The 24,023-nt window shown below is 63.6% G+C and carries 26 protein-coding genes; 7 read left to right on the top strand and 19 right to left on the bottom strand.

Annotated elements, in window-relative coordinates; translation table 11 throughout:
* Positions 1-39: 39 nt before the first annotated feature.
* Both ABIA42_RS18315 and ABIA42_RS18320 read right to left on the bottom strand, forming a co-directional pair.
* Positions 40-807: an SDR family NAD(P)-dependent oxidoreductase gene (locus ABIA42_RS18315; RefSeq protein WP_025037031.1), complete on the bottom strand. Its 768-nt coding sequence runs from the start codon at positions 805-807 to the stop codon at positions 40-42.
* 66 nt (positions 808-873) lie between these two features.
* Entirely contained in the window at positions 874-1,572 is a 699-nt protein-coding gene (locus tag ABIA42_RS18320) for a histidine phosphatase family protein (protein WP_271532491.1), read from the bottom strand.
* 133 nt (positions 1,573-1,705) lie between these two features.
* Between ABIA42_RS18320 and ABIA42_RS18325 the strand changes: the two genes are divergently transcribed.
* The 3 genes from ABIA42_RS18325 to ABIA42_RS18335 all read left to right on the top strand — a co-directional run bounded on the left by ABIA42_RS18325 (position 1,706) and on the right by ABIA42_RS18335 (position 5,104).
* Positions 1,706-2,491: an SDR family NAD(P)-dependent oxidoreductase gene (locus tag ABIA42_RS18325; protein WP_028182362.1), complete on the top strand. Its 786-nt coding sequence runs from the start codon at positions 1,706-1,708 to the stop codon at positions 2,489-2,491.
* 962 nt (positions 2,492-3,453) lie between these two features.
* The gene (argE, locus tag ABIA42_RS18330) at positions 3,454-4,626 is read left to right on the top strand and encodes an acetylornithine deacetylase (RefSeq protein WP_370122656.1); all 1,173 of its coding nucleotides are present in this window, start codon (positions 3,454-3,456) and stop codon (positions 4,624-4,626) included.
* 127 nt (positions 4,627-4,753) lie between these two features.
* Entirely contained in the window at positions 4,754-5,104 is a 351-nt protein-coding gene (locus ABIA42_RS18335) for an immunity 8 family protein (RefSeq protein WP_370122653.1), read from the top strand.
* Between the two features lie 73 nt (positions 5,105-5,177).
* Here ABIA42_RS18335 and ABIA42_RS18340 read toward each other — a convergent pair whose 3' ends face one another.
* The 4 genes from ABIA42_RS18340 to ABIA42_RS18355 all read right to left on the bottom strand — a co-directional run bounded on the left by ABIA42_RS18340 (position 5,178) and on the right by ABIA42_RS18355 (position 9,004).
* Positions 5,178-5,804, bottom strand: a complete 627-nt coding sequence (locus ABIA42_RS18340; protein WP_370122651.1) for a LysE family translocator — start codon at positions 5,802-5,804, stop codon at positions 5,178-5,180.
* Positions 5,805-5,825: 21 nt separating this feature from the next.
* The gene (locus ABIA42_RS18345) at positions 5,826-6,167 is read right to left on the bottom strand and encodes an NIPSNAP family protein (RefSeq protein WP_271532498.1); all 342 of its coding nucleotides are present in this window, start codon (positions 6,165-6,167) and stop codon (positions 5,826-5,828) included.
* Positions 6,168-6,569: 402 nt separating this feature from the next.
* Positions 6,570-7,628 carry a phosphotransferase family protein gene (locus ABIA42_RS18350; RefSeq protein WP_370122645.1) on the bottom strand — a complete coding sequence of 353 codons (1,059 nt, stop codon included), beginning with the start codon at positions 7,626-7,628 and terminating at the stop codon, positions 6,570-6,572.
* Positions 7,629-7,768: 140 nt separating this feature from the next.
* Positions 7,769-9,004: an acyl-CoA dehydrogenase family protein gene (locus ABIA42_RS18355; protein WP_370122642.1), complete on the bottom strand. Its 1,236-nt coding sequence runs from the start codon at positions 9,002-9,004 to the stop codon at positions 7,769-7,771.
* A 214-nt stretch (positions 9,005-9,218) separates the two neighbouring features.
* Here ABIA42_RS18355 and ABIA42_RS18360 point away from each other — a divergent pair, with 214 nt between their 5' ends.
* Positions 9,219-9,884, top strand: coding sequence for a TetR/AcrR family transcriptional regulator (locus ABIA42_RS18360; RefSeq protein ID WP_370122639.1), 666 nt, complete (start codon positions 9,219-9,221; stop codon positions 9,882-9,884).
* Positions 9,885-9,970: 86 nt separating this feature from the next.
* Here the strand turns inward: ABIA42_RS18360 and ABIA42_RS18365 are convergent, their stop codons facing one another.
* The 11 genes from ABIA42_RS18365 to ABIA42_RS18415 form a co-directional block, all read right to left on the bottom strand.
* Entirely contained in the window at positions 9,971-10,186 is a 216-nt protein-coding gene (locus ABIA42_RS18365) for a hypothetical protein (protein WP_271532505.1), read from the bottom strand.
* 177 nt (positions 10,187-10,363) lie between these two features.
* Positions 10,364-11,593 (bottom strand): CaiB/BaiF CoA-transferase family protein, encoded by a 1,230-nt coding sequence (locus tag ABIA42_RS18370; RefSeq protein WP_271532507.1) that lies wholly within the window; start codon positions 11,591-11,593, stop codon positions 10,364-10,366.
* A 180-nt stretch (positions 11,594-11,773) separates the two neighbouring features.
* On the bottom strand, positions 11,774-12,979 hold the full coding sequence (locus ABIA42_RS18375; protein ID WP_271532509.1) for an MFS transporter: 1,206 nt from the start codon (positions 12,977-12,979) through the stop codon (positions 11,774-11,776).
* Between the two features lie 120 nt (positions 12,980-13,099).
* A complete protein-coding gene (locus ABIA42_RS18380; RefSeq protein WP_271532511.1) occupies positions 13,100-13,270 on the bottom strand; it encodes a hypothetical protein in 171 nt (56 codons plus the stop codon).
* A gap of 42 nt (positions 13,271-13,312) precedes the next feature.
* Positions 13,313-13,516 carry a hypothetical protein gene (locus tag ABIA42_RS18385; RefSeq protein ID WP_061030115.1) on the bottom strand — a complete coding sequence of 68 codons (204 nt, stop codon included), beginning with the start codon at positions 13,514-13,516 and terminating at the stop codon, positions 13,313-13,315.
* Positions 13,517-13,542: 26 nt separating this feature from the next.
* The gene (locus ABIA42_RS18390) at positions 13,543-14,877 is read right to left on the bottom strand and encodes a sorbosone dehydrogenase family protein (protein WP_370122633.1); all 1,335 of its coding nucleotides are present in this window, start codon (positions 14,875-14,877) and stop codon (positions 13,543-13,545) included.
* Positions 14,874-15,326, bottom strand: a complete 453-nt coding sequence (locus ABIA42_RS18395; protein WP_028181119.1) for a DUF2231 domain-containing protein — start codon at positions 15,324-15,326, stop codon at positions 14,874-14,876. Before ABIA42_RS18395 ends, ABIA42_RS18390 begins: the two co-directional genes overlap by 4 nt.
* A gap of 272 nt (positions 15,327-15,598) precedes the next feature.
* Positions 15,599-15,772: a hypothetical protein gene (locus tag ABIA42_RS18400; protein WP_246790101.1), complete on the bottom strand. Its 174-nt coding sequence runs from the start codon at positions 15,770-15,772 to the stop codon at positions 15,599-15,601.
* 128 nt (positions 15,773-15,900) lie between these two features.
* Entirely contained in the window at positions 15,901-17,613 is a 1,713-nt protein-coding gene (polX, locus tag ABIA42_RS18405; RefSeq protein ID WP_370122628.1) for a DNA polymerase/3'-5' exonuclease PolX, read from the bottom strand.
* Between the two features lie 81 nt (positions 17,614-17,694).
* Positions 17,695-19,077 carry a nicotinate phosphoribosyltransferase gene (locus ABIA42_RS18410; protein WP_370122625.1) on the bottom strand — a complete coding sequence of 461 codons (1,383 nt, stop codon included), beginning with the start codon at positions 19,075-19,077 and terminating at the stop codon, positions 17,695-17,697.
* Positions 19,074-19,739: a phosphoribosyltransferase gene (locus ABIA42_RS18415; RefSeq protein WP_370122622.1), complete on the bottom strand. Its 666-nt coding sequence runs from the start codon at positions 19,737-19,739 to the stop codon at positions 19,074-19,076. Before ABIA42_RS18415 ends, ABIA42_RS18410 begins: the two co-directional genes overlap by 4 nt.
* 293 nt (positions 19,740-20,032) lie before the next feature.
* On the opposite strand from ABIA42_RS18415, the gene ABIA42_RS18420 reads away from it, so the two are divergent.
* On the top strand, positions 20,033-20,908 hold the full coding sequence (locus ABIA42_RS18420) for a hypothetical protein (RefSeq protein ID WP_370122619.1): 876 nt from the start codon (positions 20,033-20,035) through the stop codon (positions 20,906-20,908).
* 16 nt (positions 20,909-20,924) lie between these two features.
* Here ABIA42_RS18420 and ABIA42_RS18425 read toward each other — a convergent pair whose 3' ends face one another.
* On the bottom strand, positions 20,925-21,953 hold the full coding sequence (locus ABIA42_RS18425; protein WP_370122616.1) for a ribose-phosphate diphosphokinase: 1,029 nt from the start codon (positions 21,951-21,953) through the stop codon (positions 20,925-20,927).
* A 27-nt stretch (positions 21,954-21,980) separates the two neighbouring features.
* Entirely contained in the window at positions 21,981-22,547 is a 567-nt protein-coding gene (locus ABIA42_RS18430) for an HPF/RaiA family ribosome-associated protein (RefSeq protein WP_271532532.1), read from the bottom strand.
* Between the two features lie 173 nt (positions 22,548-22,720).
* On the opposite strand from ABIA42_RS18430, the gene ABIA42_RS18435 reads away from it, so the two are divergent.
* A complete protein-coding gene (locus tag ABIA42_RS18435; RefSeq protein WP_271532534.1) occupies positions 22,721-23,149 on the top strand; it encodes a DUF2267 domain-containing protein in 429 nt (142 codons plus the stop codon).
* Positions 23,150-23,167: 18 nt separating this feature from the next.
* Positions 23,168-23,833 carry a dienelactone hydrolase family protein gene (locus ABIA42_RS18440; protein WP_370122612.1) on the top strand — a complete coding sequence of 222 codons (666 nt, stop codon included), beginning with the start codon at positions 23,168-23,170 and terminating at the stop codon, positions 23,831-23,833.
* Positions 23,834-24,023 lie beyond the last annotated feature (190 nt).

A 24,023-nucleotide genomic window follows, 5' to 3' on the forward strand; every position in this document is an offset into this window, starting at 1 on the left:
TTGTTGGATGGGCTGCGTGCCTCTTTTACACTCTATCGCTCAACTGATCGTCGCGCCGCCGTCGATCACCATGGTCTGGCCGGTCATGAAGTCGCCGGCCTTCGAGCCCAGGAACACCGCCGCGCCGGCGATCTCGTCGGGGATGCCGATGCGCAGCAGCGGCGAGCGCGAGGTCGAGGCTTTCAGGTTCTCCGGATTGTCCCACAGCGCCTTGGCGAAATCGGTCTTGATCAGGCCCGGCGCAATGCAGTTCACGCGGATGTTGTGCGGGCCGTATTCGCAGGCGAGGTTGCGCGCGAGCTGCATGTCGGCGGCTTTCGAGATCGCGTAGGCACCGAGGATGGTCGAACCCTTGAGGCCGCCAATCGAGGAGACGATGATGATCGAGCCGTCCTTGCGCTCGATCATCTGCGGCACCACCATCGAGATCAGCCAGTTGTTGGCGACGATGTTGTTGTCGAGGATCTTCCTGAACTGATCGTCGGAGATGCCGGCGAGTGGACCGTAATACGGGTTCGAAGCGGCGTTGCAGACCAGCACGTCGATCTTGCCGAAGGCGCGGTTGCTCTCGTCGACGAGGTTTTGCAGATTCTCCTTCGACGAGATGTTGGCGGCGACCGCGACCGCGGTGCCCTTGCCGAACTTGTCGTTGATCCCCTTGGCGACCTGCTCGCAGACGTCGGCCTTGCGCGAGGAGATCACCACCTTGGCGCCGTGCTCGGCCATGCGCTCGGCGATCGCAAGCCCGATGCCGCGCGTCGATCCCGTGATGACGGCGACTTTCCCCTTCATGTCGAACAAGGTCATATGTCTCTCCCTGAGTACGATTTGATTGGCCCGAAACTCATGTCGCTCGCGCGAGCGACAGCCGCTTCAGGCGAGCTTCTTGACTTCCGGCCCCGCCGGCTGGTGCATCGCTGCGTGCGCAGCATCCGCAATCCACGGCTGCTGGTTCACCATCGGCAGCCGCCAGACGGTGCGCTCGGGACTCGCAAAATAGTCCAGCCGCGTCACCGAGCAATTGTCGATGTCGAACGACAGCCCCCGCTCCGGCTGGCCGTCGAGCGCGAGCCCCAGCGCCGCCTTGATCGTGCCGCCATGCGCGACTGCGATGATGTCCTGCCCTGCCGCCTCATTGGTGATCCGCTCGATGGTGCGGCGCGTGCGGTTGTAGAGGTCCATGAAGCTCTCGCCGCCGGGCGCGGGCTCGTTGATGTCGGCGAACCAGCTGGCGCCGACGGGGCGGCTCGCGATGAACTGGGCCCGGTTCATGCCCTGCCAGCGGCCGAGGTTCTGCTCGGCGAGATCCGCTTCCCGCTTCATCGACGCGGGCCTTGGGAAGCCGGCCGCCCAGATCGCCTCGGCGGTCTGGTGGGTACGCATCAGATTGCTCGAATACCAGACCGCCGTGCGTGGCAGCACCTTGGCAACAGCATTGAACACATAGGTATCGCTGGTGTCGCAGGCGATGTCAGACTGTCCGTAGATGTTGCCGCCGTCATTGCGCACCGGCGCGTGACGGACCCACCACCATCGCGTGACGACCACATTTGGCTTGTCTGCACCTGCCATCGAAACCCTTCCATCTCGTTTGATGTCGCTGTACGTCAGTAGCGAACGTGTCTCAAGACACTTTACCGTTTGAAATCTTGTTTGAAATTCCGTCGCGCGGCAAGCGTCGCGCGCGAGCAAAAGGGAGAAACGCATGGGCCGCCTGCAAGGCAAATCCGTCATCATCACCGGCGCCGGCAGCGGCATCGGTCGCGCGGCGGCGCTGCTGTTCACCAAGGAAGGGGCCAAGCTGATCGCAGTCGATCGCACCGAGGCGGTGAAGGAGACCGTCGAGGAGGTGAAGAAGGCCGGCGGCATCGCGGAAGCCATGATCGCGGATGCCGGCTCCGAAAAGGACGTCATCGCCGTGATCGACAAGGCGGTGAAGGCGCATGGCCGGCTCGACGTGATCTGGGCCAATGCCGGCATCTCCGGCGGGCTCGTTCCGCTCGCCGAGCAGACGGTGGAGCATTGGCAGGAGATCCTGCGCATCAACCTGATCGGGCCGTTCCTCGCGGTGAAATACGCGATGCCGCACATGGTCAAGCAACAGTCCGGCGCGATCGTGCTGACCGCCTCCGTCGCAGGCCTCAAGGCCGGCGCCAGCGGCCATCCCTATGCCGCCAGCAAGGCCGGCGTGATCAGCCTGGTGCAGACCACGGCCTATTCGCTCACCGGCACCGGCGTGCGCATCAACGCGGTCTGCCCCGGCCTGATCGAAACCGGCATGACCAAGCCGATCTTCGACCGCGCCAAGGAGCGCGGCACCCAGGACAAGATCGGCCAGCTCAATCCGCTCAAGCGCCCCGGCCAGCCGCACGAGCTCGCGGCGATGGGACTGTTCCTGGCGAGCGACGAAGCCTCGTATGTCAACGGCCAGGCGTTCCCGGTGGACGGCGGCCTCACGGCGTCGATGCCGTATACGGGCAAGCCGGTTTAATTGGGATCCCGTGTCCCGGACGCAGCAGCGTTCTTACGCTGCTGCGCAGAGCCGGGATTCAGCAGGCTCCGCAACGCGCTGATGGATGGGCCCCGGCTCTGCAGCGCATCACTTCGTGCTGCGCAACGTCCGGGGCACGACCTCGTCGTTGAATGACTGACATGGGATCGCATCCTCGCGGCGCATCTCGCCCGAGCTTTGTTTCGTCGCCTCACCCTCAAGTGAAAGAGGGCGCAGGGAAGACCGGGCGCCGGCTGGCACCCGCGGTCCACTGTGCGAAGTTGCAGTCAGAAATTTGCACAGCGGCATACAGGTGAAGCCAAACGTCCGGCCTTCCCTGCGCAGTGGTTTTTACGGCTTATGTCGCGCTCTCCCCGGGGAGCGATGCACTATTGCCCCCGTCGCCTTGCGGATGACTGACGGTGCGAAACCCGGTCGGGCCGCAACGTCACCGCAAGACTTGGCGCACAGACCCCGGGCGCCAGGACCACACGATTTTGCCGTACGCTGATGGCACCGGTCGTATGCGCGACACCTTGCTCACGGTCTCCCGCCCTGCAAGCCCGTTCGCGCCAACGCCATCTGCGTCCACCGCCGCCCGGCCCGCGTTCGTGACGATCGCGATACGCCCCTCTTCCTTGGGCCGGGTTGCGGCGCCACATACGCCATTTCCGAATTTCGGTAAAGCGGAATATTTTCGGCGCGGCGTCTTGACCGACGGTTTGGGTGTTTTGCCCGACGGGCAACGCAAGATCTGGTAGCTCTTCCCTCGTCATTCCGGGGCGCGACGAAGGCGCGAACCCGGAATCCATTTCACCACGCGTGATGCGGCCCGATGGATTCCGGGCTCGCTGCGCATCGCCCCGGGATGGCGGTTGCGATGTTGATTTGCCCGACCGGGCGCCACATTGGTATGGTTCCTGCAAGCGTTTCAGCTTCCATTCCCCCGACAGAACGAGACAATGCCAAGCTCAAGACCCGACCGGATCCGAAAACTCCTCGCCGACCTCGTCGGCTTCGACACCATCAGCGACCGCACCAACCTGCCCCTGATCGCCCATATCGAAAGCTATCTCGCCGCGTTCGGCCTCAAGGGTGAGCGCATCGTCGACGAGACCGGCGAGAAGGCCGCATTGTGGGTCACGATCGGGCCGGAGGATCGTCCCGGTATGGTGCTGTCGGGCCATACCGACGTGGTGCCCGTCGTGGGCCAGGACTGGAGTCATGATCCGTTCAAGCTGGTGGAGCGCGACGGAAAGCTCTACGGCCGCGGCACCACCGACATGAAGGGATTTGTCGCGGTGTGCCTCGCCATGGTGCCGGAGATGCTGGAGGCCGGGCTCAAGACACCGATTCATCTGGCGATCTCCTATGACGAGGAGATCGGCTGCGTCGGCGTGCGGCCGATGCTGCGCGAGGTCGCCAAGAAGAAGATCAAGCCGCTCGGCGCCTTCATCGGCGAGCCGACGCAGATGCAGGTCATCATCGGCCACAAGGGCAAGCACGGCGTGCGCGCCACATTTCGCGGCCTCGCTCGGCATTCCTCGATCGCGCCCGACGGCGTCAACGCGATCGAATATGCCGCCGAGCTGATCATCGAGATCCGCCGCCGTGCCGAGAAGCTTGCGGCCGCGCGGGCGAACGACAGCCTCTACGACGTTCCGCACTCGACGCTGCTCACCAGCATCGTCCATGGCGGCGCCGCGCTCAACATCGTGCCTGACACCTGCACGGTGGATTTCGAATGCCGCGGTATCGGCATCACCGAGTCGCGCGAGGTCACGGACGCGATCGTCGCCTGGGCCAAGGCCGAGCTCGCGCCCGCGATGAAGGCAAGGCACCCGGAGTGCGGCATCGATTTCGAGGAGATCCTCGACTATCCCGCGCTCGACACCGCGGCCGACGCCGCGATCGTCACGCTGGCCAAGAGCCTTGCGGGACGCAACGACCATGCCAAGGTCGCCTTCGGCACCGAGGCGAGCCTGTTCGCCAGCATGGCCGACATCCCCTCGGTGGTGATCGGCCCGGGATCGATCGCGCAGGCGCATACGCCGGACGAGTTCGTGGAGATGGCGGAGCTGGAGAAATGCGCAGGCTTCGTGGAAAAGCTGATCGCGCATTGTGCGAAGGGATAGCCGGAGGCGATGCTGCCGTAGGGTGGGCAAAGCGGAGCGTGCCCACAATCTGTATCCATCACAAGGATGGTGGGCACAGCGCTACGCGCCCTTTGCTCACCTAAAAAACGCATACGATGGTCCATCCATGGTTGTTGCCAAACTGAGATTTCTTCACAGTCCTGACGCGGATCCGCTTGAGGCTTTCTCGCCAAACGGACCATTTGGAATCCTGGTAATGGCTATCGTCGGCCCGGCCGACGGACCAGGACAAGAGTCTTTCGACTTCATGCTCTGCACGCCCGACTGGTTTAGTTCGAACATGAAGGCTGACTTCATGATCGGGAGGCACTATGTCTTCGTGAAGCAATACGACTATCCCCGGCTCCAAGCGTTCGTCGAAGCCTATTGTGCGGAATGCTCGGGAACGTCTTGGAAGGAAGTGGCGGAAAAACTGAGCCGCCTCGGAAAGTGGGAGTTCGAAGATTACATTCCCTAGCCGTCGACGGCAGCAAAGTAACTTCCCCCGTCGCTCGCAATACGGGGAGTGTGCGGGCACGGAGCGCCCCGCCTCACCGCTCCTGCAAGGCCAGCCGCACGCCGACCGCGCAGTAGATGGTCCCGACCACCTTGCCCTGCCACTTCACCACAGCTGGATGGCGGCGCAGGAGACTGCCGAGACGACCGGCGCCGACGGCGAAGACGACGGTGCTAAGCAAGCCAAGCAGCACGAAGACGATCCCGAGGATCGCAAGCTGAACTGCGGTCGAACCGTGCTCCGGCCTCACGAATTGCGGCAAGAAGGCGAAGAAGAACAGCGCAGTTTTGGGATTAAGCACCTCGGTCAGCACGGCCTGCCGAAAGGCGCGGCCCGCGCTGATCGCAGGCGTGCCGCCATTCAGCTCGATGGGCGCCCTGTCGAGCATGGCGCGAATGCCGAGATAGATCAGGAACGCAGCGCCCGCATACTTGACGATGCTGAACAGCAGCGCGGAGGTCGCGACGATCGCCGACAGGCCGACGATCGCCATCGAGGTATGGATCAGGTCACCGACTGCGATGCCGGCACCGGTCGCGATGCCGGCCTTCGTTCCGGAACTTGCGGCGCGCGCCAGGGTGAGCAGCGTCGCCGGGCCAGGAATCAAGACGAAGCCCAGCACGATGAGGACGTAGGTGACGAGGGTGGCGTGATCGATCATAGGCGCGGCTCCGAAGACGGATCAGTGCGGGAGGCCGAGCGACGGCGAGTAGTCCACCGCCACAAGCAAGCGATCCTCGATCTGACCTACCATGAGTCCATGCTCCGCGTGAGTCACCCGCTTGATCTCGGCCCACTCGGCATCGGCCATGAAGGCCGCCCATGCCGAAATCTTGGCCGCTTCGTCCGGCCATTCCAGGAGGTACGCGAACTCGGTCCGTTCGCCGAATGTTGTCTCCCACATCGCCACGATCTGGAAGCCGTACCGGGTTCGCATGATGCGGGCGGCGTGATCGCGGAAACGAGCGTGGAAGGCGGCCTTGTTCTTCTCGAAAATCTCGTAGATGCGCAGTTGCTGGACCATGATCATTCTCCGTGGAAAGGAGATATGGTCAGGTTCTGTCGCTGGACAAGCTGGGCCTGGCGCGACGCACGCGCGGACCCTTGTAGCCTCGATGGAGCGAAACGAAATCGAGGATGCCTCCTCCGCGGAAATATCCTGGATTACTTCGCTTCTGCCGTCGCACTTCGAGCTATGGCGGGCAAGTCGCTCGCAATGAATGTGGAATGAGCTCGCTTCATCACCAGTGTCATGCCCCGGCTTGACCGGGGGCATCCCGTACGTCGCGGCTTCTCGGTTCAAGCACTCGCGTCTCTGGAATACTGGATTGCCCGCCTTCGGGGGCAATGACAGAGAGTCTGTGGAGAGAGCGCTCCACCAAAATACGAAAAAGGCGCGGCCACGTCGGCCGCGCCTTCGTTCTACCTACACCGCGCCCGCCTTCTGCGCATATTCCCACGAGGCCTTCGACAGCGGCACGGTGCGCTTGGCTGACTCCAGCGCCTTGGCATTCGCCGCGGTGCCGTCGCGGACGCGGCCGGCGATGCCCTGGGTGATGCCGGCGAGACGGAACAGATTGTACGAGAAGTACCAGTTGAGATCGGGCACCGTCATCTTCGTGACGTTGCAGTAGATTTGTGCCGCCTCGTCCAGGGTCGGGATGTTGAGCGCCTTGAGGTCGGCGCCCTCGAGCCCCGGCATGATCCACTGCATCAACAGGTAGGTGAAGTCGGCCATGGGATCGCCGAGCGTCGACAGCTCCCAGTCCAGCACCGCCTGCACGCGCGGTTCCGTCGCGTGGAAGATCATGTTGTCGAGGCGATAGTCACCATGGACGATGGAGACGCGCGCCTGCTCCGGCACGGTCTTCGGCAGCCATTCGGCGACCTTCTCGAACTCGGGAATGTGCTGCGTCTCGGAGGCGCGATACTGCTTGGTCCAACGGTCGATCTGGCGCGCGAAATAGTTTCCGGGCTTGCCGAAATCGCCGAGGCCGATCGTAACAGGATCGAACATGTGGAGCTTCGCCAGCGTCTCGATCTTGCTGGTGAAAATCTTGCGCCGGTCGTCCGGCGCCTGGCTCGGCAGCGTCGGATCCCAGAACACGCGGCCCTCCTCCATCGACATGATGTAGAAGGCGGCACCGATGATGCTGTCGTCCTGGCACAGCGCATAGGCGCGCGCGACCGGAAAGCCCTGTTTGCCGAGCGCCGCGATCACGCGATACTCGCGATCGACCGCATGCGCCGACGGCAGCAATTTGCCGAACGGCTTCCTGCGCATCACGTAAGAGCGCTTCGGGGTGTCGAGCCGGTAGGTCGGGTTGGATTGGCCGCCCTTGAACTGCAGGACGACCAGCGGACCCTCGAACTCTTCAACGTTCTCGCGCATCCAGGCTTCGAGCCGCATCTCGTCGAAACGATGCCGCTCCTCGACCGGCTTGGTGCCCGAGAACTCCTCGTCTTTCCTGACGCCGTCAGCCACGGTGACGCTCCCTCTTCAGTCCTGACCATCAAAGGTCGAGCATGATCCTAATCGGTAACCGCTGACGCACTTGCGTCAAGCGGTCACCGCATCATGCCCTGTCGTTTCTTCAGATCGGGAGCGCCTCCCGGCCCTCCCTCTCAATGATTGGGAGAGTTTGCATACTTCCGAACCTCGAGCCTGGCAATGGCGCGATTGTGCACCTCGTCGGGACCGTCGGCGAGACGGAGCGTACGGATGTGGGCGTAGTCCTTGGCAAGGCCGGCCTCGTCCGACACGCCGGCGCCGCCGAATGCCTGGATCGCCTCGTCGATGATCTTCAGCGCCATGTTGGGCGCGGCGACCTTGATCATGGCGATCTCGGCCTGCGCGGTCTTGTTGCCGACCTTGTCCATCATGTCGGCGGCCTTGAGGCACAGAAGACGCGTCATCTCGATGTTGGTGCGGGCTTCGCCGATGCGCTGCTCCCACACGCTGTGCTCGACGATCTTCTTGCCGAAGGCGGTGCGCGAGGTGAGCCGCTTCACCATCTTCTCCAGCGCCTCCTCGGCCTTGCCGATGGTGCGCATGCAGTGATGGATGCGGCCGGGGCCGAGACGGCCCTGCGCGATCTCGAAGCCGCGCCCCTCGCCGAGCAGGATGTTCTCCTTCGGCACGCGCACGTTCTCGAGCAGCACCTGGGCATGGCCGTGCGGCGCATCGTCGAAGCCGAACACCGGCAGCATCTTCTCGACCTTGATGCCGGGGGTGTCGAGCGGAACCAGTATCTGCGACTGCTGCTGGTGCTTGGCCGCCTTGAAATCGGTCTTGCCCATCAGGATCGCGATCTTGCAGCGGGGATCACCGACGCCGGACGACCACCATTTGCGGCCGTTGATGACGTAGTGGTCGTCGTCGCGCTCAATGCGGGTCTCGATGTTGGTGGCGTCAGACGAGGCGACCGCCGGTTCCGTCATCAGGAAGGCCGAGCGGATCTCGCCGTCCATCAGCGGACGCAGCCATTTGCGCTTCTGCTCCTTGGTGCCGTAGCGCATGAACACTTCCATATTGCCGGTATCAGGCGCGGAGCAGTTGAACACCTCGGAGGCCCAGGTGATGCGGCCCATCTCTTCGGACAACAGCGCGTATTCGAGATTGGTCAATCCCGCACCGCGGAATTCATCATCTTCATGCTCGTTCGGCGGCATGAACATGTTCCAGAGGCCTTCGGCCTTTGCCTTCTTCTTGAGGTCTTCCAGGATCGGGATGACCTTCCAGCGGTCGCCGCTCTTGTCCTGCTGGTCGTAGATCGGCATTGCCGGGCGCACGTGCTTGGCCATGAAGGACCGCACGCGATCGAGCCATTCCTTCTGCTTGGTGGACAGATCAAAATCCATGGGACGCTCCTCGTTTTCTCTCTCGCAAACCCTTTTGCGCCGGACTGTCCTCCCGCCGCGCGCGGCCCGCAAGCGCGAATGCGCGAAGCTGCGAGGCGCACCGGAACCCATCGCAGTTGCGAACGAGTCCTGATTGCGGATTGACTTTTCCCGACCTTCAAACGATGGTTTCATACAACTGTTTGAATTGCAACTCCCCTCCCTGAGGGCTCCCATGGCCAGCGATCATACGAGGTCTGCCATTCTCGCCGCCGCCGAACGGCTCTATGCCGATCGCGGCTTCGGCGACGTGACGCTGCGCGACATCGTCGCGGAGGCCAATGTCAACCTGGCGGCGGTGAACTATCATTTCGGCTCGAAGGACGAGCTGATCGCGGAGCTGTTCGTCACACGCTCGATCGCCACCAACCGCGAGCGCCTGCGCGAACTGAAGGCGGCGGAAGAGCAAGGCGGCGGCCGCGCGCCGATCGAGGTGATCTTGCGCGCGCTGGTCGGGCCGACCTTGCGCGGCTGCCTTGGCCCGCAGAACCAGCGCTCCACCGCCGCGCGCTTCATGATCCGCGCCTCGATCGAATCCGTGCCGCCGATCCGCCGCATCAAGAACCGTGAGATCGACCATTTGCGGAAATTCGCCGGCGCGATGCTCCGCGCCCTGCCCGAGCGCAGCGAGGTCGATATCTACTGGGGCCTCAACTTCGCGCTCGCGATGGCGCACCACACCATCCGCGAGAGCGAACGGCTGACGAAGCTGTCTGAAGGCAAATGCGACCTCGACGACGTCGAGGACGTGGTCGCGCGCGTGGTCAGCGTCGCGACGATGGCACTGACGGCGGGAAAGGTCGAGGCAAAGCCGCGCGCCCTGGCGCGGGATGCGCGTTGATCAACCGAAGATCGGTCGAAAGCCGCGCGAGGTCAGTCCCGCCTGCGGCAAGACCCTCGGAATTCCGCCTGTAGCAGCGACAGCGGTTACGCCTGCTGCGGCATCTCCTCGGCCTCTTCCTTGGCGAGCAGCAGCAGCATCTCGATACCCATCTCGCCTTCCTGCGGCGAGCGGATGAACTTTATTTCGTCGGCGCTTTGCCGCAGCGCAGCAACGATGGCGACGGCCTGATTGGCCGTTGCCGCCTCAGTCGCCAGAATGGCCTTCTGGTCCTTGGCCTGGAACCCGATCGTGTAGGACATTTGCTTCCCTCCCGAACTCAAGTGGAGAGATCGAATCAGAGTCTCGCGCGAAGGGGAAGCCTGTGCGACTACGGACAGGGATTATTTGGGGATTGTGCGCAAGCCTCAGGCAAGCCCCGGCATGGCGCGTGGGTCCTCGCCGTCGCACGGTCGCGCCGAGGCTCGCGCTCCCTCCGGCTAGATGATCCCCTGCTGCTTCAGCTGCTCGATCTTGCCGGCATCATAGCCGAGCTTGCCGCCGAGCACTTCTTCGGTATGTTCCCCTAACAGCGGCGGGGCGCGGTAGGTCTGGATCGGCGTCTCCGAGAGGGTCAGCGCGTTGCGGACCAGCGAAAGATCGGGTTTGAAGGGGTGGTCGACCTTCACCCGCATGCCGCGCGACTGGACGTGCGGATCGGAAAACACCTGCTCGAAATTGTTGATCGGACCTGACGGCACGCCGGCCTCCTCCAGCTTTTCCAGCCAGTAGGCCACCGGCTGTTTCAGGAACAGGCCGGCGAAGATCGCCATGATCTCCTTGCCGTGCACGACACGGTCGTTGTTCTTGACGAAGCGCGGATCGTTCGCGAGCTCGGGCTCGCCGAGGACCGCGCAGGTGCGCTGAAACTGGCCGTCGTTGCCGACCACCAGCATCAATTCGCCGTCGGCGCAGCGGAACACGCCGGCCGGCATGCCGCCATTGCCCCAGGTGCCGCGGCGCGGCGGCGTCTTGCCGTTGACGAGATAGATCTGCAGCCAGTGCGACAAGGATGCGATGACGGTGTCGAACAGGCAGACGTCGATGTGCTGTCCCTGCCCGCCATTGGCATCGCGATGGTAGAGCGCCGAGAGAATCCCGATCGAGGAGTTCATGCCGGTCATGTAGTCGACGATCGACGGGCCGACCTTCATCGGGCCCTCGCCCGGCTCGCCGTCGATATGGCCGGTGACGCTCATCAATCCGCCCATCGCCTGCAGGATGGCGTCATAACCGGCACGCGGCGCATACGGCCCGGTCTGGCCGAAGCCGGTCACCGAGCAATAGATGATGCCGGGATTGATCGCCTTGATGGTCTCGTAGTCGAGGCCGTAGCGCTTGAGATCGCCGACCTTGTAGTTCTCCATGAAGACGTCGGCGTCCTTGGCGAGCTCCCGGACGATCGCCTGCCCTTCCGGCTTGGCGATGTTGACGGTGACGGACTTCTTGTTGCGATTGGCGCAGAGGTAGAACGAATTGTTGTTGTTGGCCTTGCCCTCGGGGTCGGTCAGGTAAGGGGGACCGAAGGCGCGCGCGTCGTCGCCGGTGCCCGGCCGCTCGATCTTGATCACCTCCGCGCCGAGATCGCCCAGCATCTGGGCCGACAGAGGCCCGGCAAGCACGCGGGTGAGGTCAAGGATCTTGATGCCTGAGAGCGGCAAGGCCGACATGTCGATTTCCTCCGGGGAACTGATCTTGGCGTGGCGGCGAGATCGAAAGGCCACGCTCCCTGCGGATACACTATTTTCGTGCCCTGAGCACTGCACTGACGGCATACGGCCATCTCCTGCCGGGCAGCAGCGCCAATTCCTGCCCGCAACTTTCCGCACCGCGAATATCGCCTCGACGTCTCAAGTTGCGCCCGCCGCGACCACCCGCGGCCGGCGGCGGCCGAGCAGGACCAGGATCAGCACCGCGGCGCAGGAGAAGACGAAGGTGAGAGCGAGCGCACCGCGGCTGCCGAACTGGGTCAGCAGGCCGACGAGGAGCGGCGGCGACACCGCCGATGCCAGATTGAGCGGCAGCGCGATCATCGACATGGCCTTGGCGAACTCGGCCTGGTCGTAGAACACGAGCGGGATGGTCGCCCGCGCCACCGCCATCGCGCCGCTGCCGGCGCCATAGAGCAGGATGAACACCGCGACCGCCCAGGTGGCGCCATCGCTCATCATCAGCAGCAGCATGGCGACCGGCAATGCGGTGCCCGCAACGAGCCCGGTCGTGATCCCGTCCCATCGGCCTCCACCGAGAAAATCCAGCCCTCGGGCGCTGACCTGGATCACGCCAAGCATCGAGCCGAACGCCAGCGCCCGAGCCGGCGCCAGCCCCTCCGCCCGCAAGAGCTCGATCAGGATGGCGCTGATGCCGAAAGTGACGAAGGCGTTCAGCGTGATCGCGGCGACGACGAGGCCGAACGTGCTCCTTGGAATCGCAGGCGGCCGCGACCGCCTTGTTGGCTCGGCGCCATCGTCCTTCGCGACGGACCGGCGCGGCGCGACAAACGCATAGAGCGGGAGACTGACGACGAGCATCATCGCCGCGTAGACGAGGCACGTCCCCCGCCAGCCGAGGTGACCGCTCAGGAACGAGGTGGTCGGCCAGAAGATGCTGCTGGACAGGCCCGTCACCAGCATGAGCGCGCCGATCGCGCTCTTGGCCCGCCGCCCCGCGACCTCGTTCAGCATGATATAGGCGCCGGTCGACAGCGTGGCGCTGCCGGCGATGCCGAGCACGATCCACGCGGCGAAATAAAGCATCGGCTCGCGCGCGAGCGACAGCAGCACGAAGCCCGGCGCAGTGACGATCGTGCCGACCATCATGACCGTCCGCGCGCCATGCCGCGCAAACGATTTGGCGAGCAACGGGCCGCACAGTCCCATCGAGACGTAGAGGACCGACGTCCCGGCGAACACCGCCGGCAGGCTCATGCCGAGATCTGCGGCGAGATCGCGCCCGACGATGGCGGGAAGGCCGATCGTGCCCCACCCGACCAGCTGCGTGATCGCGAGCACCAGCAGGACGCCGATGAGCCTGCCGTCAGATTTCAAGAACCGCATTCCAAACGTCGCCTGCCCACGAGGCGCAGATCGCGCCCGGCGGCACGTCATACCCGGTATACGGGACGAGCGGGAATGTCGGTTCCGAATGGCACCGCGGCGCCAGCCGCAGAGCGATTGTCAGGAGGTGTGGCCGGGATCGATGTGCTTCGGCGTCTTCTTGGCGCGCTGCGGCGTCATTTTGGCCGGGTCAGGCGCACCGGGCACGCCGCGCGGACCGAGCTGCTCGCGCTGGATGTCGTCCTCGGACCGGGGCGGCTCGACGCCGTTCTGCTCGCGAAGCTTGGTCATCGCGGCCTCCTTCTCTCGAACGCTATTCTGCGGCCAAGCGCTCTACACACCCAGCGCATTGTCGCCGGCTTCGCGGCCAGGCACGCTGACATGGACTTCATGTCCCTCACGAAGGGCCAGGGACGCCGCGGCCACCGCCGACTCGAAGGCGGCTTCCTTGGTGGCGTATCGGCTCTTGACGTCGCCGTCATGCAGCACGCCCCATTCGTCCTGCACCGGCACGATGGCATATTGAGCAAGGCCCATTGTCGAACTCCTCCCGTTCTCAATGTCTAACGTTGCGTCAGCTGCGGATGCGCCGCCGTCACCCGCCAGACCGTGTTGCCGCTGTCGTCTGCGACCAAGAGCGCGCCGGTCTTGTCGATGGCGACGCCGACCGGGCGGCCGCGGGCCTGGTTGTCGCCGTTGAGAAAGCCCGTGACGACGTCTTGCGCCGGACCGCTCGGCTTGCCGTCCGTGAACGGCACGAACACGACCTTGTAGCCGTTGAGCACATGCCTGTTCCAACTGCCGTGCTCGCCGACAAACGCGCCGCCGCGATAGGCGGCCGGCAGACCGGTGCCGGTGTTGAAGGCGAGCCCGAGCGGTGCGACATGCGAGCTCAGGGCATAGTCCGGCACGATCGCCTTGGCGACGAGATCCGGCCGCTCCGGCTTGACGCGGGGATCGACGTGCTGGCCGAAATAGCTGTAGGGCCAGCCGTAGAAGCCGCCGTCCTTCACCGAGGTCATGTAGTCGGGGACGAGATCGGGACCGAGCTCGTCCCTCTCGTTCACCACCGTCCACAGTGCGCCGGTCTGCGGCTCGAAGCTGAGGCCGTTCGGGTTGCGCAGACCACTTGCGAACACGCGCCAGCGGCCGCTGGCGCGATCGATCTCGAGGATGGCGGCACGGTTGTGCTCGGCCTCCATGCCGTTCTCGGTGATGTTGCTGTTTGAGCCGACGCCGACATAGAGCTTCGAGCCGTCGCGACTGGCGACCAGGCTCTTGGTCCAGTGATGGTTGATCGGTCCGCCCGGCAACGGCGTCAGCACCGTGCCCGGCGCGGTGATCTTCGTATCCCCTTCCGTGTAGGGATATCTGACGACCGCATCGGTGTTGGCGACATAGAGATCGTTGCCGACCAGCGCGACGCCGAACGGCGAATTGAGATGGTCGAGGAAGACGCTTTGCGTCTCCGGCACGCCGTCGCCATTGCTGTCGCGCAGCAGCGTGATGCGATTGCTCGCGCCGGTATCGCCACCGGAGGTCGCCCAAGACTCGACGAAGCCCATCACGATCTCTTTGGGCCGCTTGATCGAAGCCCCCTTCGGCGCCTTGGATTCCACCACCAGCACGTCGCCATTGGGCAGCACGTAGAGCGAGCGCGGGTGCTGCAAGCCCGTGGCGAAAGCCTTGGCCTGCAAACCTTGCGCGACGGTCGGCGTCTCGTCCTTCTTCCAGCCGACGATGCGGGCGATATGGATCGGCGGCACCAAATATTGCTGGATGTCGGGGAGTGTCGGGTTGGCGCCTACTTGCGCCCTGGGATCGCCGCTGCCGTCATTGCAGCCGGCCAGAAACAGCAGCGACGAGCACAACAGCGTGTGAGTGAACAAGTGCTTCATCGCGCAACTCCCACGCCGTGGCGATAGACCATGGCCCAGCCGAGCCAGCCCGTGATCGGCAGGATCAGCACGGTGATCGCGGACAGAACGAGCCCGCTCGGCCACACCGAGGTCCAGGCATCGCGCGTGTGGATCATCGAGTTGAAGATCGCCAGGATCAGCACCACCGCATTGCCGATCAAATGCGGCCAGGCCGGCGGCTGCGCCCGCACCAGCCGGTTACCGAGGAAATCGGTCAGGCCCGCGATGGCCGCCAGGACGCCGAAGATGACGCCGACGAGCAGAAGCCAGGCCGAAAAATCCGCCCACATGATCTCGGCGCTGACGACATAGGCGATGTCGGTCAGCAGCGCCCCGACAAAACACGCGATCGGGATCGGCACCAGCATCGGATGAATGGGATGACCCGCGATCTGCGCGGTGCTGCGCACGCGCACGTCTTCTTGCACGATTGGCCTCGTGTGACTTTTGGCCCCTGCCCGTGCGGCCAACTCAGGCTAGCGATGAAGGTTCCTACTGTTGTGCCGCAACCCGGGCGCGACCTGACAGGCCGCCCATGCGCGCCTTGGCCATCGTGAAGCGAGTCATGGCTCGCCCGCGTGCCTATATCCGCCGGGAACATCGGCCAGACCAAGTCCTTTACAGTCCACGCCCAACCCGCGAGAGGTCTTGTGCATAGATCGGGAATTCGGGCCCCAGGGCAATGCAACTCGACGCAGCCTCATCCGCTGATCGGCTTGACGTCGATAACATCTCCGTCATCGACGTGGTCCCGGATCGCTTCGAGCTCTGCCGCGTTGATCTCAAGCAGCCACTTTCTCCACTCCCGCGGATGTCCCTCCGGGGCAGCGAGTTCGCCGCCCGCTGTGTACCGGTACTTCGCCAGCGCGCCCATGGCCCGTTCCATTGCGCTCCCGTCCTTCAAAGTTACAACGCACCGCATCGCAAACCTCACGTGTTTCAGTCGTCGATGAGATTTCCACGGCGGCCCGACGTCACGTTGACTGGGATCAAAGAGCCAAATCAGCGCCTCAGCAGTCTTCGCAGACTGGACAACGGCAGCGTGTTGATCACGTCGGACGCCCCCAGCCAGCCGCGGCGTGCCTGATCGACACCAAATCGCATGTTGTTGAATCCAGCCACCGCATGAGCGTCGGTCGAGATGGCGAGCTTGACGCCTGCCGATTTCGCCGCATGGGCGTGAAGGTCCGTGAGGTCCAGCCTGTCGGGATCAGCATTCAGCTCGAGACAACAGCGGCGGGCGGCGGCGGCCGCGACCATCGCCTCGACGTCCACCTCATAGGGTTCGCGCTCGCCGATGAGCCGCCCCGTCGGATGGGCAATGATGGACACATGACTGTTGTCCATCGCGCGGATGATGCGCTCGGTCTGCAGTTTACGAGACATATCGAACTTGTAGTGCACGGCCGCGACGACGATGTCGAGCCGCGACAGGATCTTGTCCGGCAGGTCGAGGCGCCCATCGGCAAGGATGTCGACCTCCGCTCCCTTGAGGATGACAAAGCCGTCCAGCTTCTCGTTCAATCGGTCGATTTCATCGATCTGACGACCCAGCCTAGCGGCATCCAGGCCATGGGCCACCGTGACATGCCGGCTGTGGTCGGTGATGGCGATGTAGTCGTAGCCTCGCTTTTTCGCGGCGGCTGCCATGTCCGCAACCGGCGCCGTACCATCGCTCCAGTTGGAATGGACATGCAGGTCGCCCCTGATATCGTCGAGTGCAATCAGCCTGGGAAGCTTGCCGGCCTTTGCAAGGGCGATCTCGCCGCGATCCTCGCGCATTTCCGGCGGAATCGCCGCAAGGCTGAGCTTGCGGTAGATTTCCTCTTCGCTTGCGCCTGCTATGCGTCGCTCGCCATCGAACAGGCCGTATTCATTGAGCTTCCAGCCATGGTCATTGGCAAGGCCGCGCAGGACGATGTTGTGGGCCTTCGATCCCGTGAAATACATCAGCGCCGCCCCGTAACTCGCCTTTGGGACGACCCGCAGATCGACTTGAAGGCGAGAGCGGAGGACTACCGTCGTTCTGGTCGGGCCGTGCGCGAGGACCTTGGCGACATTCTCGTACCTGGTGAGCTTGTCGCCGATCGCCACGCCGTTGTGCGCGGCCACGACGATGTCGAGATCACCCACGGTATCGCGCCTGCGGCGATAGCTTCCGGCAACCGCGATCTGATCCGGCTTGGTACTGCGCAGATAATCCAACAGCGCCTCCGCTTCAGCCTCGGCCTCTGACAGCTTGAAGCGCCGTTCCGCCTGCGGCTTGGCCAGCGCGGCCGCGAGCTTCTCCTCGCTCTTGGCCCCGAAGCCTTTCAGCTCCCGCAATCGTCCCGACCTGATCGCCCGCCGCAAATCCTCGAGCGAACGGACAGCCAACTTGTCGTACAGCAGCTTCACGCGCTTGGGACCGAGCCCGGGAAGCGCCGCGATCTCACCGAGATCACCCGGCAGCTCGCGCTTGAGCCGGTCGAGCACATCGAATTTGTGCGTCGCGACGATGGTTTCGATCTTGCCCGCGAGATCCTTGCCGATCCCCGGTAGCTCGGAGAGATCCTCGCCTGCTTTCAGCAAGCTCGTGATGCTCTTCGGCAGGCGCTCGATGAGACGGGCCGCGTTTCGATAGGCGCGGGAGCGGAAAGGATTGTCGCCCTTGATCTCCAGGAGCTCGGCGGTCTGGTCGAACATCTCGGCGATTTCAGCGTTCTGAACCGGCACAGGCGCTCTCCATGCCATGATACGCTAGGCGCACACCTGGCGTTCGCTTTGATTCAGATCAGAAGGACCTGCGGCAGAGGCCTACCTCATTTTCAGGTCGACAGCGGCTGCCAATTGTTCGAGCCGGGCCGCCACATGGACGGGATAGGACGAGCGGCTTTGAAGGCCTTGAAAGCCCCTCGGCAATCGCTCCAACTGCGTCCGGGCGTAAGCGCGGATGTCCTGGAGCGACGGCTGACGCGCTATCGGACGGCCCTGTTGCAGCACAGGGACGATCAGGGCCTCTCCTTCTTGAACGTCGTCTTCTGTCGACAGCACGTCCGACGCCATATGGCCGTCGGCATCGTAGCGGCGCCACACCTGCTTGCGGCCGGGCCAGGTTGCCTTGCCGGTCGAACGCTTCCGCCGCGGCTCGCCGGCATATTCCTGCAGCTTATAGGCGCAATCGAGCGCCGGTACGTCGGACGATGTCGCCAGGCTGGTGCCGATCCCGACGCCATCAATAGGGGCGGCCTCGCGGACAAAGGACAACAACGTTTCTTCCTCGATGCCGCCGCTGACGAAGATGGTCACGTCCTTGAGGCCCCCCTCATCAAGGATCCGCCTCACACTTCTCGAGAGCGCCACCAGATCGCCGCTGTCGATCCGCACCCCGCGGATCGCAATTCCGAGCGCCTGCAGGCGCGGGGCCATGGTCACGACCTTCCTGGCCGCCGCCTCGGTGTCGTATGTATCAATCAACAGCACGAGATCCTTCGGCCGCGCGTGCGCAAACGCTTCGAAGGCGGCCGTCTCGTCGTCGAACGACTGGATGAATGAATGCGCCATCGTGCCGTAGGTCGGAATCCCGAAGCATTTTTCCGCGAGAACGGTCGCAGTGCCGGCAAAGCCCCCGATATAGCTGGCCCGCGCACTCAGAAGACCGGCTTCGGCGCCATGGGCCCGGCGCAGCCCGAAATCGACCAGCAGCTTGTCCGGTGCGAGCAGCGCCATGCGGGCGGCCTTGGACGCGATCAGCGACTGGAAATGCAACACGTTGATCAGCCGGGTTTCGAGAAGCTGGGCTTCGGAGAGCGGAGCCGTGACGCGGAGGATCGGTTCGTTGGCGAAGAACACCGTGCCCTCGGGCATAGCATGAACGTCGCCGCTGAATTGGAAATCGGAAAGATAGTCAATCAGGCGCGCGCTGAACCTGCCGCTGCGGATGAGCCAGCTCAGTTCGTCATCAGAAAACCGCAGACCCTGGAGGAACTCCAGCGCCTGTTCGAGCCCGGCCGCCATCAGGAATTTGCGCTGCGGCGGAAGCTTGCGGACGAAGAATTCGAAGACCGCGGTCCCGGTCTGGCCCGCCTCCAGGTAGGCCTGCACCATGTTCAACTGGTACAGATCGGTCAGGAGTGCGCTTGGTGGCGTGTCCCCGCCAATCCCGGAAATTCTCGTCTCCCCGGCAGCCTGAAAGCTCATGAGGTTGATGCCGTCGTCTTCTTGGCCGGGAACCGCTTCAGGATTGCGACGACTTCGTCATCGCTGACCTGGCTGAAATCACGGTAGTAGTAGCCGATCGCGCCAAAGTCCCGCGGCGAATCCAGGCAAACGATTGCGTCGACCTCTCCGTGCAGCCGCTGCAGCGTCTCGAGAGGCGCCACCGGGACCGCGAGGATCAGTTCCTTTGGCCCCCGATGTCGCAGCGCCCGGATCGCTGCGAGCGTCGTCGCGCCCGTTGCAATACCGTCGTCGACGATGATCGCGACCTGTCCATTGACGTCGGACCGGGCGCGATTGCCCAGATAGCGTTCGCGTCGCCTGTCAATCTCGACAAGCTCCTCCCTGCAGATGGCGTCGAACGTCTCCTCGCTCACGCCGGTTAAATCGAAGATGTCCTGGTTGCGAACGATGACAGGCTGCTCCCCGTCCACGACCGCGCCCATCGCAAGTTCCGGCTGCATGGGCACGCCAATCTTGCGCACCAAAACCAAATCGAGAGGCGCTTCCAACCGTTCCGCCACCTCCGCCGCCACGGGAACGCCGCCGCGCGGCAGCGCCATGACCACGGGATGGCGGTTCTTGTACTTCACCAAGGCTTCGGCCAACTGGCGGCCGGCATCGTTTCTGTCTCGAAACAGCATATCGGCAGATCCGCTTGAATTTCGCTCAGACTATTGCGCCGGCGGCCAGGATCGTTGATCAGCGTCAAACCGTATCGCTGTTCGTTTGGCAATAAGTTGTCATGCTGGAGCGCCAGAATGAAGTTTTGATCGAGGATGCCGCGAACGACAGCATCTCTGCCTTGATCCGCAAGGTCGCTTTCCTGAGCCGACCCGAGAGCTACAGCCCCGTTCCCGACCGCCTTCAGGCGCGTGAGACCCACATGTCCTGGGTCTTCATGAACGGCGCGCGGGTCTACAAGCTCAAGAAGCCGGTGCGCTTTCCCTATCTCGACTTCTCGACGTCGGCTCGCCGCGGGACCGCATGCCTGGCGGAAGCCAGCCTCAATCGCCGGCTTGCGCCTGACGTCTATCTCGGCGTCGTGCCGCTGACCGAAAGTTCCTCGGGTTACGCGATCGGCGGCCACGGTCCAGTCGCTGACTGGCTTGTCGTGATGCGCCGCCTGAACGAGGATGAAACGCTCGAAGCCATGCTGCGCAGCGGCAAAACTCGCAGCGCCGACGCCGAGCAGCTCGCGGCGGTTCTCGCCCGCTTCTATTCGCATGCCGCGCGGGTCCTGATCGAGCCAGAGACTTACCTCGCCTCGCTGCACGAAGCCGCGATCCTTGATTGGCGAGTTCTCCTGAATCGAAGCTTCGGCCTGCCGCATGGCACGATCCTGCGTGTTGCGTCCGTTCAACGGCGATTTCTCGAACAAAGTGCTCAAACACTTATCGAACGGGTCTCGCGAAGGCTCGTCGTCGATGGTCACGGCGACCTGAGACCGGAGCACATCTGGCTGACGCCCCCTTATCCCATCATCGACTGTCTCGAGTTCAATTCCCGTTTGCGAGCCAGCGATGCATTGGACGAGATCGCGTTTCTGCATCTCGAATGCGAGAGGCTCGGCGGCCGACGGTTCGGTGACGCGATCCGCCGACGGCTGGCACGCACGCTGCACGACGATCCCGCGAGCGGCGTATTCCTGTTTTATCGGATTGGTCGCGCGATGCTGAGGGCACGCTTGTCCATCGCGCATTTGTTCGATGCGCACCCGCGCACACCCGAAAAATGGCCCCGCCTCGCGCGTGCCTATCTCGCCCTCGCCGAAGCCGACGCAAGGCAGCTCAAACGGCTGCTCGCCCGATGAATGGAGTAAGGCTTCGTCAAGCCTGGTACATCAACAGATCAGCAAGAGATTCGTTCTGATGCAGCCGTCTGACGGCTTCGGCGAGCAGCGGAGCCGCCGAGATCACCTCAAGCTTGGCAAGCACAGGCCCGGGAGGAAGCCTGAACGGCGGAACGGTATCTGTGGCGATGATGCGATCGATCGACGCGTCCGCAAGTGCCGTCTCGGCCCCCGGCATGAACAAGCCGTGGGCAACACACGCAACGACGGCTGTTGCGCCATGCGCCCGCGCCGCCTTTGCCGCACGGACCAGGGTTCCGCCACTGCTGATCAGGTCGTCGACCACGACACAGAATGCATCAGTCACGTCACCGGCAAACAGGTCGCCGGACACCCGGCCCGAGCTACGATGCTTCTCGACGAAGGCCTTTCCTATCGGCCTCTGCAACGCCTTCTCAAGAGCTTCGCGCAACAGATCGGCTCGCTTTCCACCACCCAGATCCGGGGACACGACACTGATTGGCCTGTCGCCCGCGATCGGCCTGATTTTTTCGATCAGCAGCGGCGCCGTCGTGAGTGCAACGGAAGGACAGCGAAAGGCGTTCTCGAAGGCAGCTTCGTTGTGCACATCCAGCGTCACGATCCTGCTCGTACCGACCGCCTCGAACAGAGACGCCAGATAGCGGATGGTCACGGGATCATTGTCCTTGGTTCGGCGATCCTTTCGCGCATAGCAAAGATATGGCGTGACCGCGGTCACGCTCGTGGCGCCCGCGTCCTTCAGCGCCCCGATCAAGAACAGCAGGCGACAAAGCTTGTCATTCGGGCTCTCGACGGGGCCACCGTGAAGACTATGAACGACATAGACGTCGCAACCGGCTACCGTATCGAGCGGACGGATTTTGTGCTCGCCGTCTCCAAAGCTGCGCTCTTCGTGGGCAGCCAGCGTACAGCCCAACGACGTCGCGATGTGCTCGCCCAACTCGGCGCTGCCGTCCAGGGCGAACAGGCGCAGCCGATCGCTCCGCGTCAATGCGGTCCGAGGCATCCAACTACTGTCCATCATGGCCACTCCAGAGTTTGGTCATGGAACCTAGGTCCGCAAGCTGTGCTTGTTCAGAACCCTGACCGTGCTGGCCTGCGGCCCCTTCTCTCCGAGTTCCTCAACAAAGCTCACACGCGAGCCGACGGCGATGTTCGCGCGCCCCTCCACAACGCTGTTGCAATTGAAGTAAATTTCTTGGCCGTCGGTCCCTTCCAGAAAGCCGAACTCGCCGCTGGGATCGATACGCACGACGGTTCCAACCGGCTCTCCTTCGTGGAGCTTGGTCTGGCCATGCATCACACGCACCTGGTCCTGCAGCTGCCGCCGTGCGCGCTTGAATGCATCGTCCACCGCGAAGGTCAGATCGGCGTACCTCTCGTCCTCCTTGGGCGTCCGTCCGACATTGACCTCGCGCCCTTCGGGAAGGGACAGCCGGATGCTCACCTGGTACTGACCGCCCGTCTTGTGACGATCACCGGGGCCTCTCACGATGATGCGGCCCGCTGTCGCTCGACCGTAGCGCTTTTCCAGCTCAGCGATGTGCCCGTCGATCGCAGCTTGCAGCTGCGGGGACGGCGTCACGTGTTCGAACTCGATTTGAGCCGGGGTTTGCATGGTTACGCTCCTCCTATCAAATGCCGGATTTGAGCACACGATGCGCCCAGAGCTTTGCGCGAGATCAACCCGATCCGATTGGCGATCCACCGTGGGGAACCTTGCGGCACGTCAAAGCAGGCGAGCCCGAGCCTGCAATAGTTAGCGATCGTCTCTGATCCGGGAGCAACATCATGAGCACGTCCACTGGTGTGACTGCGTTGGACCATTCGGTCCAAGAGACAAATGTCTGGCTCAAGGCCATCGACGAGCAGCTGGCCCTGGAGAACCGTCATCAAGCCTACAATGCGTTGCGAGCCGTCCTGCATGCATTGCGCGATCGCCTGCCGCCGGAGGTTGCCGTCAAGCTCGGGGCTCAGCTCCCGATCATGGTGCGAGGCATCTACTACGAGGGCTGGCATATGGCGGCAACGCCGACCAAGGAACGGCATATCGAGGAGTTTGCGGCACATGTCGCCAGGGAGCTTCCGCCGCAGTTCCCGCTCACTGCGCTCGGCGCAGCCCGCGGCGTTTACGAAGTGCTGTGGGAGAAGCTGGATCCCGGCGAATTCGAGAAGCTGATGGCCCATCTTCCGGCGCCGCTCAAGAATCTGCAGGGCTGACCGGACCGTGGGCGGTTCATGAAACGCGATCAATCGCTCGACGTTCTCATTCCGCCGCTGGGGCTGGCAGGAAGGCTGACGCTGCCGGAAAAGGCTCGTGGCCTGGTCGCGTTTGCGCACGGCAGCGGCTCGAGCCGGTTCAGCACCCGGAATATCGCGGTCGCGCAGGGACTCAATGCACGCGGCTTCGCGACGCTGCTGTTTGATCTTCTCACGCCGCAAGAGGAGCAGGATCGATCGAACGTCTTCAATGTTGCAATGCTTGGACAACGGCTGGTCGCGACTGTCGACTGGCTTCAAGGGCTTGAACCTGCGGTTGCCTGCCTCCCTGTCGGATTGTTCGGCGCCAGTACCGGCGCCGCGGCCGCCCTCATCGCGGCCGCTCAGTTGCCTCACCGAATTGCCGCCGTGGTCTCACGTGGCGGCCGCCCGGATCTCGCGGGCGAAGCCCTGCCCCATGTCCGTGCGCCGACCCTGTTGATCGTCGGCGGCGCCGATTTCGGCGTGATCGAGCTCAACGAGGAGGCGCTCACCTGGCTTGGCGGACCCACGGCACTGGAAATCATTCCTAATGCAACGCACCTGTTTCCAGAGCCGGGCGCCATGGACGCCGTCATTGAACATGCGGGCCGATGGTTTGAGCGGTATCTTCAGCCGCCAGCGTCAGTCCGCGCCGGAGACTAGAGGAGAGACCATGAAGCTCCTGTCCAGCGCTTTTGCCGACCGATCGGCTATTCCGCGGCGCCTCACCTGCGACGCGGCCTTGTCGATAGCGTGGCCCAGAAAACCAGACTGAAGCAGGCCACCAGCAATCTCCGGAGGGTTGGCTTTGGTTCGGCACGTATCGCAGATAGCCGCTCGCGATGCCCATCAC

The organism is Bradyrhizobium sp. USDA 327, assembly GCF_041262065.1.
GTDB classification, from domain to species: domain Bacteria; phylum Pseudomonadota; class Alphaproteobacteria; order Rhizobiales; family Xanthobacteraceae; genus Bradyrhizobium; species Bradyrhizobium liaoningense.

Coding starts and splice junctions, on each gene's coding strand:
- ABIA42_RS18315 (WP_025037031.1), bottom strand. CDS start 807: ATGACCTTGTTCGACATGAAGGGGAAAGTCGCCGTCATCACGGGATCG.
- ABIA42_RS18320 (WP_271532491.1), bottom strand. CDS start 1,572: ATGGCAGGTGCAGACAAGCCAAATGTGGTCGTCACGCGATGGTGGTGG.
- ABIA42_RS18325 (WP_028182362.1), top strand. CDS start 1,706: ATGGGCCGCCTGCAAGGCAAATCCGTCATCATCACCGGCGCCGGCAGC.
- argE (WP_370122656.1), top strand. CDS start 3,454: ATGCCAAGCTCAAGACCCGACCGGATCCGAAAACTCCTCGCCGACCTC.
- ABIA42_RS18335 (WP_370122653.1), top strand. CDS start 4,754: ATGGTTGTTGCCAAACTGAGATTTCTTCACAGTCCTGACGCGGATCCG.
- ABIA42_RS18340 (WP_370122651.1), bottom strand. CDS start 5,804: ATGATCGATCACGCCACCCTCGTCACCTACGTCCTCATCGTGCTGGGC.
- ABIA42_RS18345 (WP_271532498.1), bottom strand. CDS start 6,167: ATGGTCCAGCAACTGCGCATCTACGAGATTTTCGAGAAGAACAAGGCC.
- ABIA42_RS18355 (WP_370122642.1), bottom strand. CDS start 9,004: ATGGATTTTGATCTGTCCACCAAGCAGAAGGAATGGCTCGATCGCGTG.
- ABIA42_RS18360 (WP_370122639.1), top strand. CDS start 9,219: ATGGCCAGCGATCATACGAGGTCTGCCATTCTCGCCGCCGCCGAACGG.
- ABIA42_RS18365 (WP_271532505.1), bottom strand. CDS start 10,186: ATGTCCTACACGATCGGGTTCCAGGCCAAGGACCAGAAGGCCATTCTG.
- ABIA42_RS18370 (WP_271532507.1), bottom strand. CDS start 11,593: ATGTCGGCCTTGCCGCTCTCAGGCATCAAGATCCTTGACCTCACCCGC.
- ABIA42_RS18375 (WP_271532509.1), bottom strand. CDS start 12,979: ATGCGGTTCTTGAAATCTGACGGCAGGCTCATCGGCGTCCTGCTGGTG.
- ABIA42_RS18380 (WP_271532511.1), bottom strand. CDS start 13,270: ATGACCAAGCTTCGCGAGCAGAACGGCGTCGAGCCGCCCCGGTCCGAG.
- ABIA42_RS18385 (WP_061030115.1), bottom strand. CDS start 13,516: ATGGGCCTTGCTCAATATGCCATCGTGCCGGTGCAGGACGAATGGGGC.
- ABIA42_RS18390 (WP_370122633.1), bottom strand. CDS start 14,877: ATGAAGCACTTGTTCACTCACACGCTGTTGTGCTCGTCGCTGCTGTTT.
- ABIA42_RS18400 (WP_246790101.1), bottom strand. CDS start 15,772: ATGGGCGCGCTGGCGAAGTACCGGTACACAGCGGGCGGCGAACTCGCT.
- ABIA42_RS18410 (WP_370122625.1), bottom strand. CDS start 19,077: ATGAGCTTTCAGGCTGCCGGGGAGACGAGAATTTCCGGGATTGGCGGG.
- ABIA42_RS18415 (WP_370122622.1), bottom strand. CDS start 19,739: ATGCTGTTTCGAGACAGAAACGATGCCGGCCGCCAGTTGGCCGAAGCC.
- ABIA42_RS18425 (WP_370122616.1), bottom strand. CDS start 21,953: ATGATGGACAGTAGTTGGATGCCTCGGACCGCATTGACGCGGAGCGAT.
- ABIA42_RS18430 (WP_271532532.1), bottom strand. CDS start 22,547: ATGCAAACCCCGGCTCAAATCGAGTTCGAACACGTGACGCCGTCCCCG.
- ABIA42_RS18435 (WP_271532534.1), top strand. CDS start 22,721: ATGAGCACGTCCACTGGTGTGACTGCGTTGGACCATTCGGTCCAAGAG.
- ABIA42_RS18440 (WP_370122612.1), top strand. CDS start 23,168: ATGAAACGCGATCAATCGCTCGACGTTCTCATTCCGCCGCTGGGGCTG.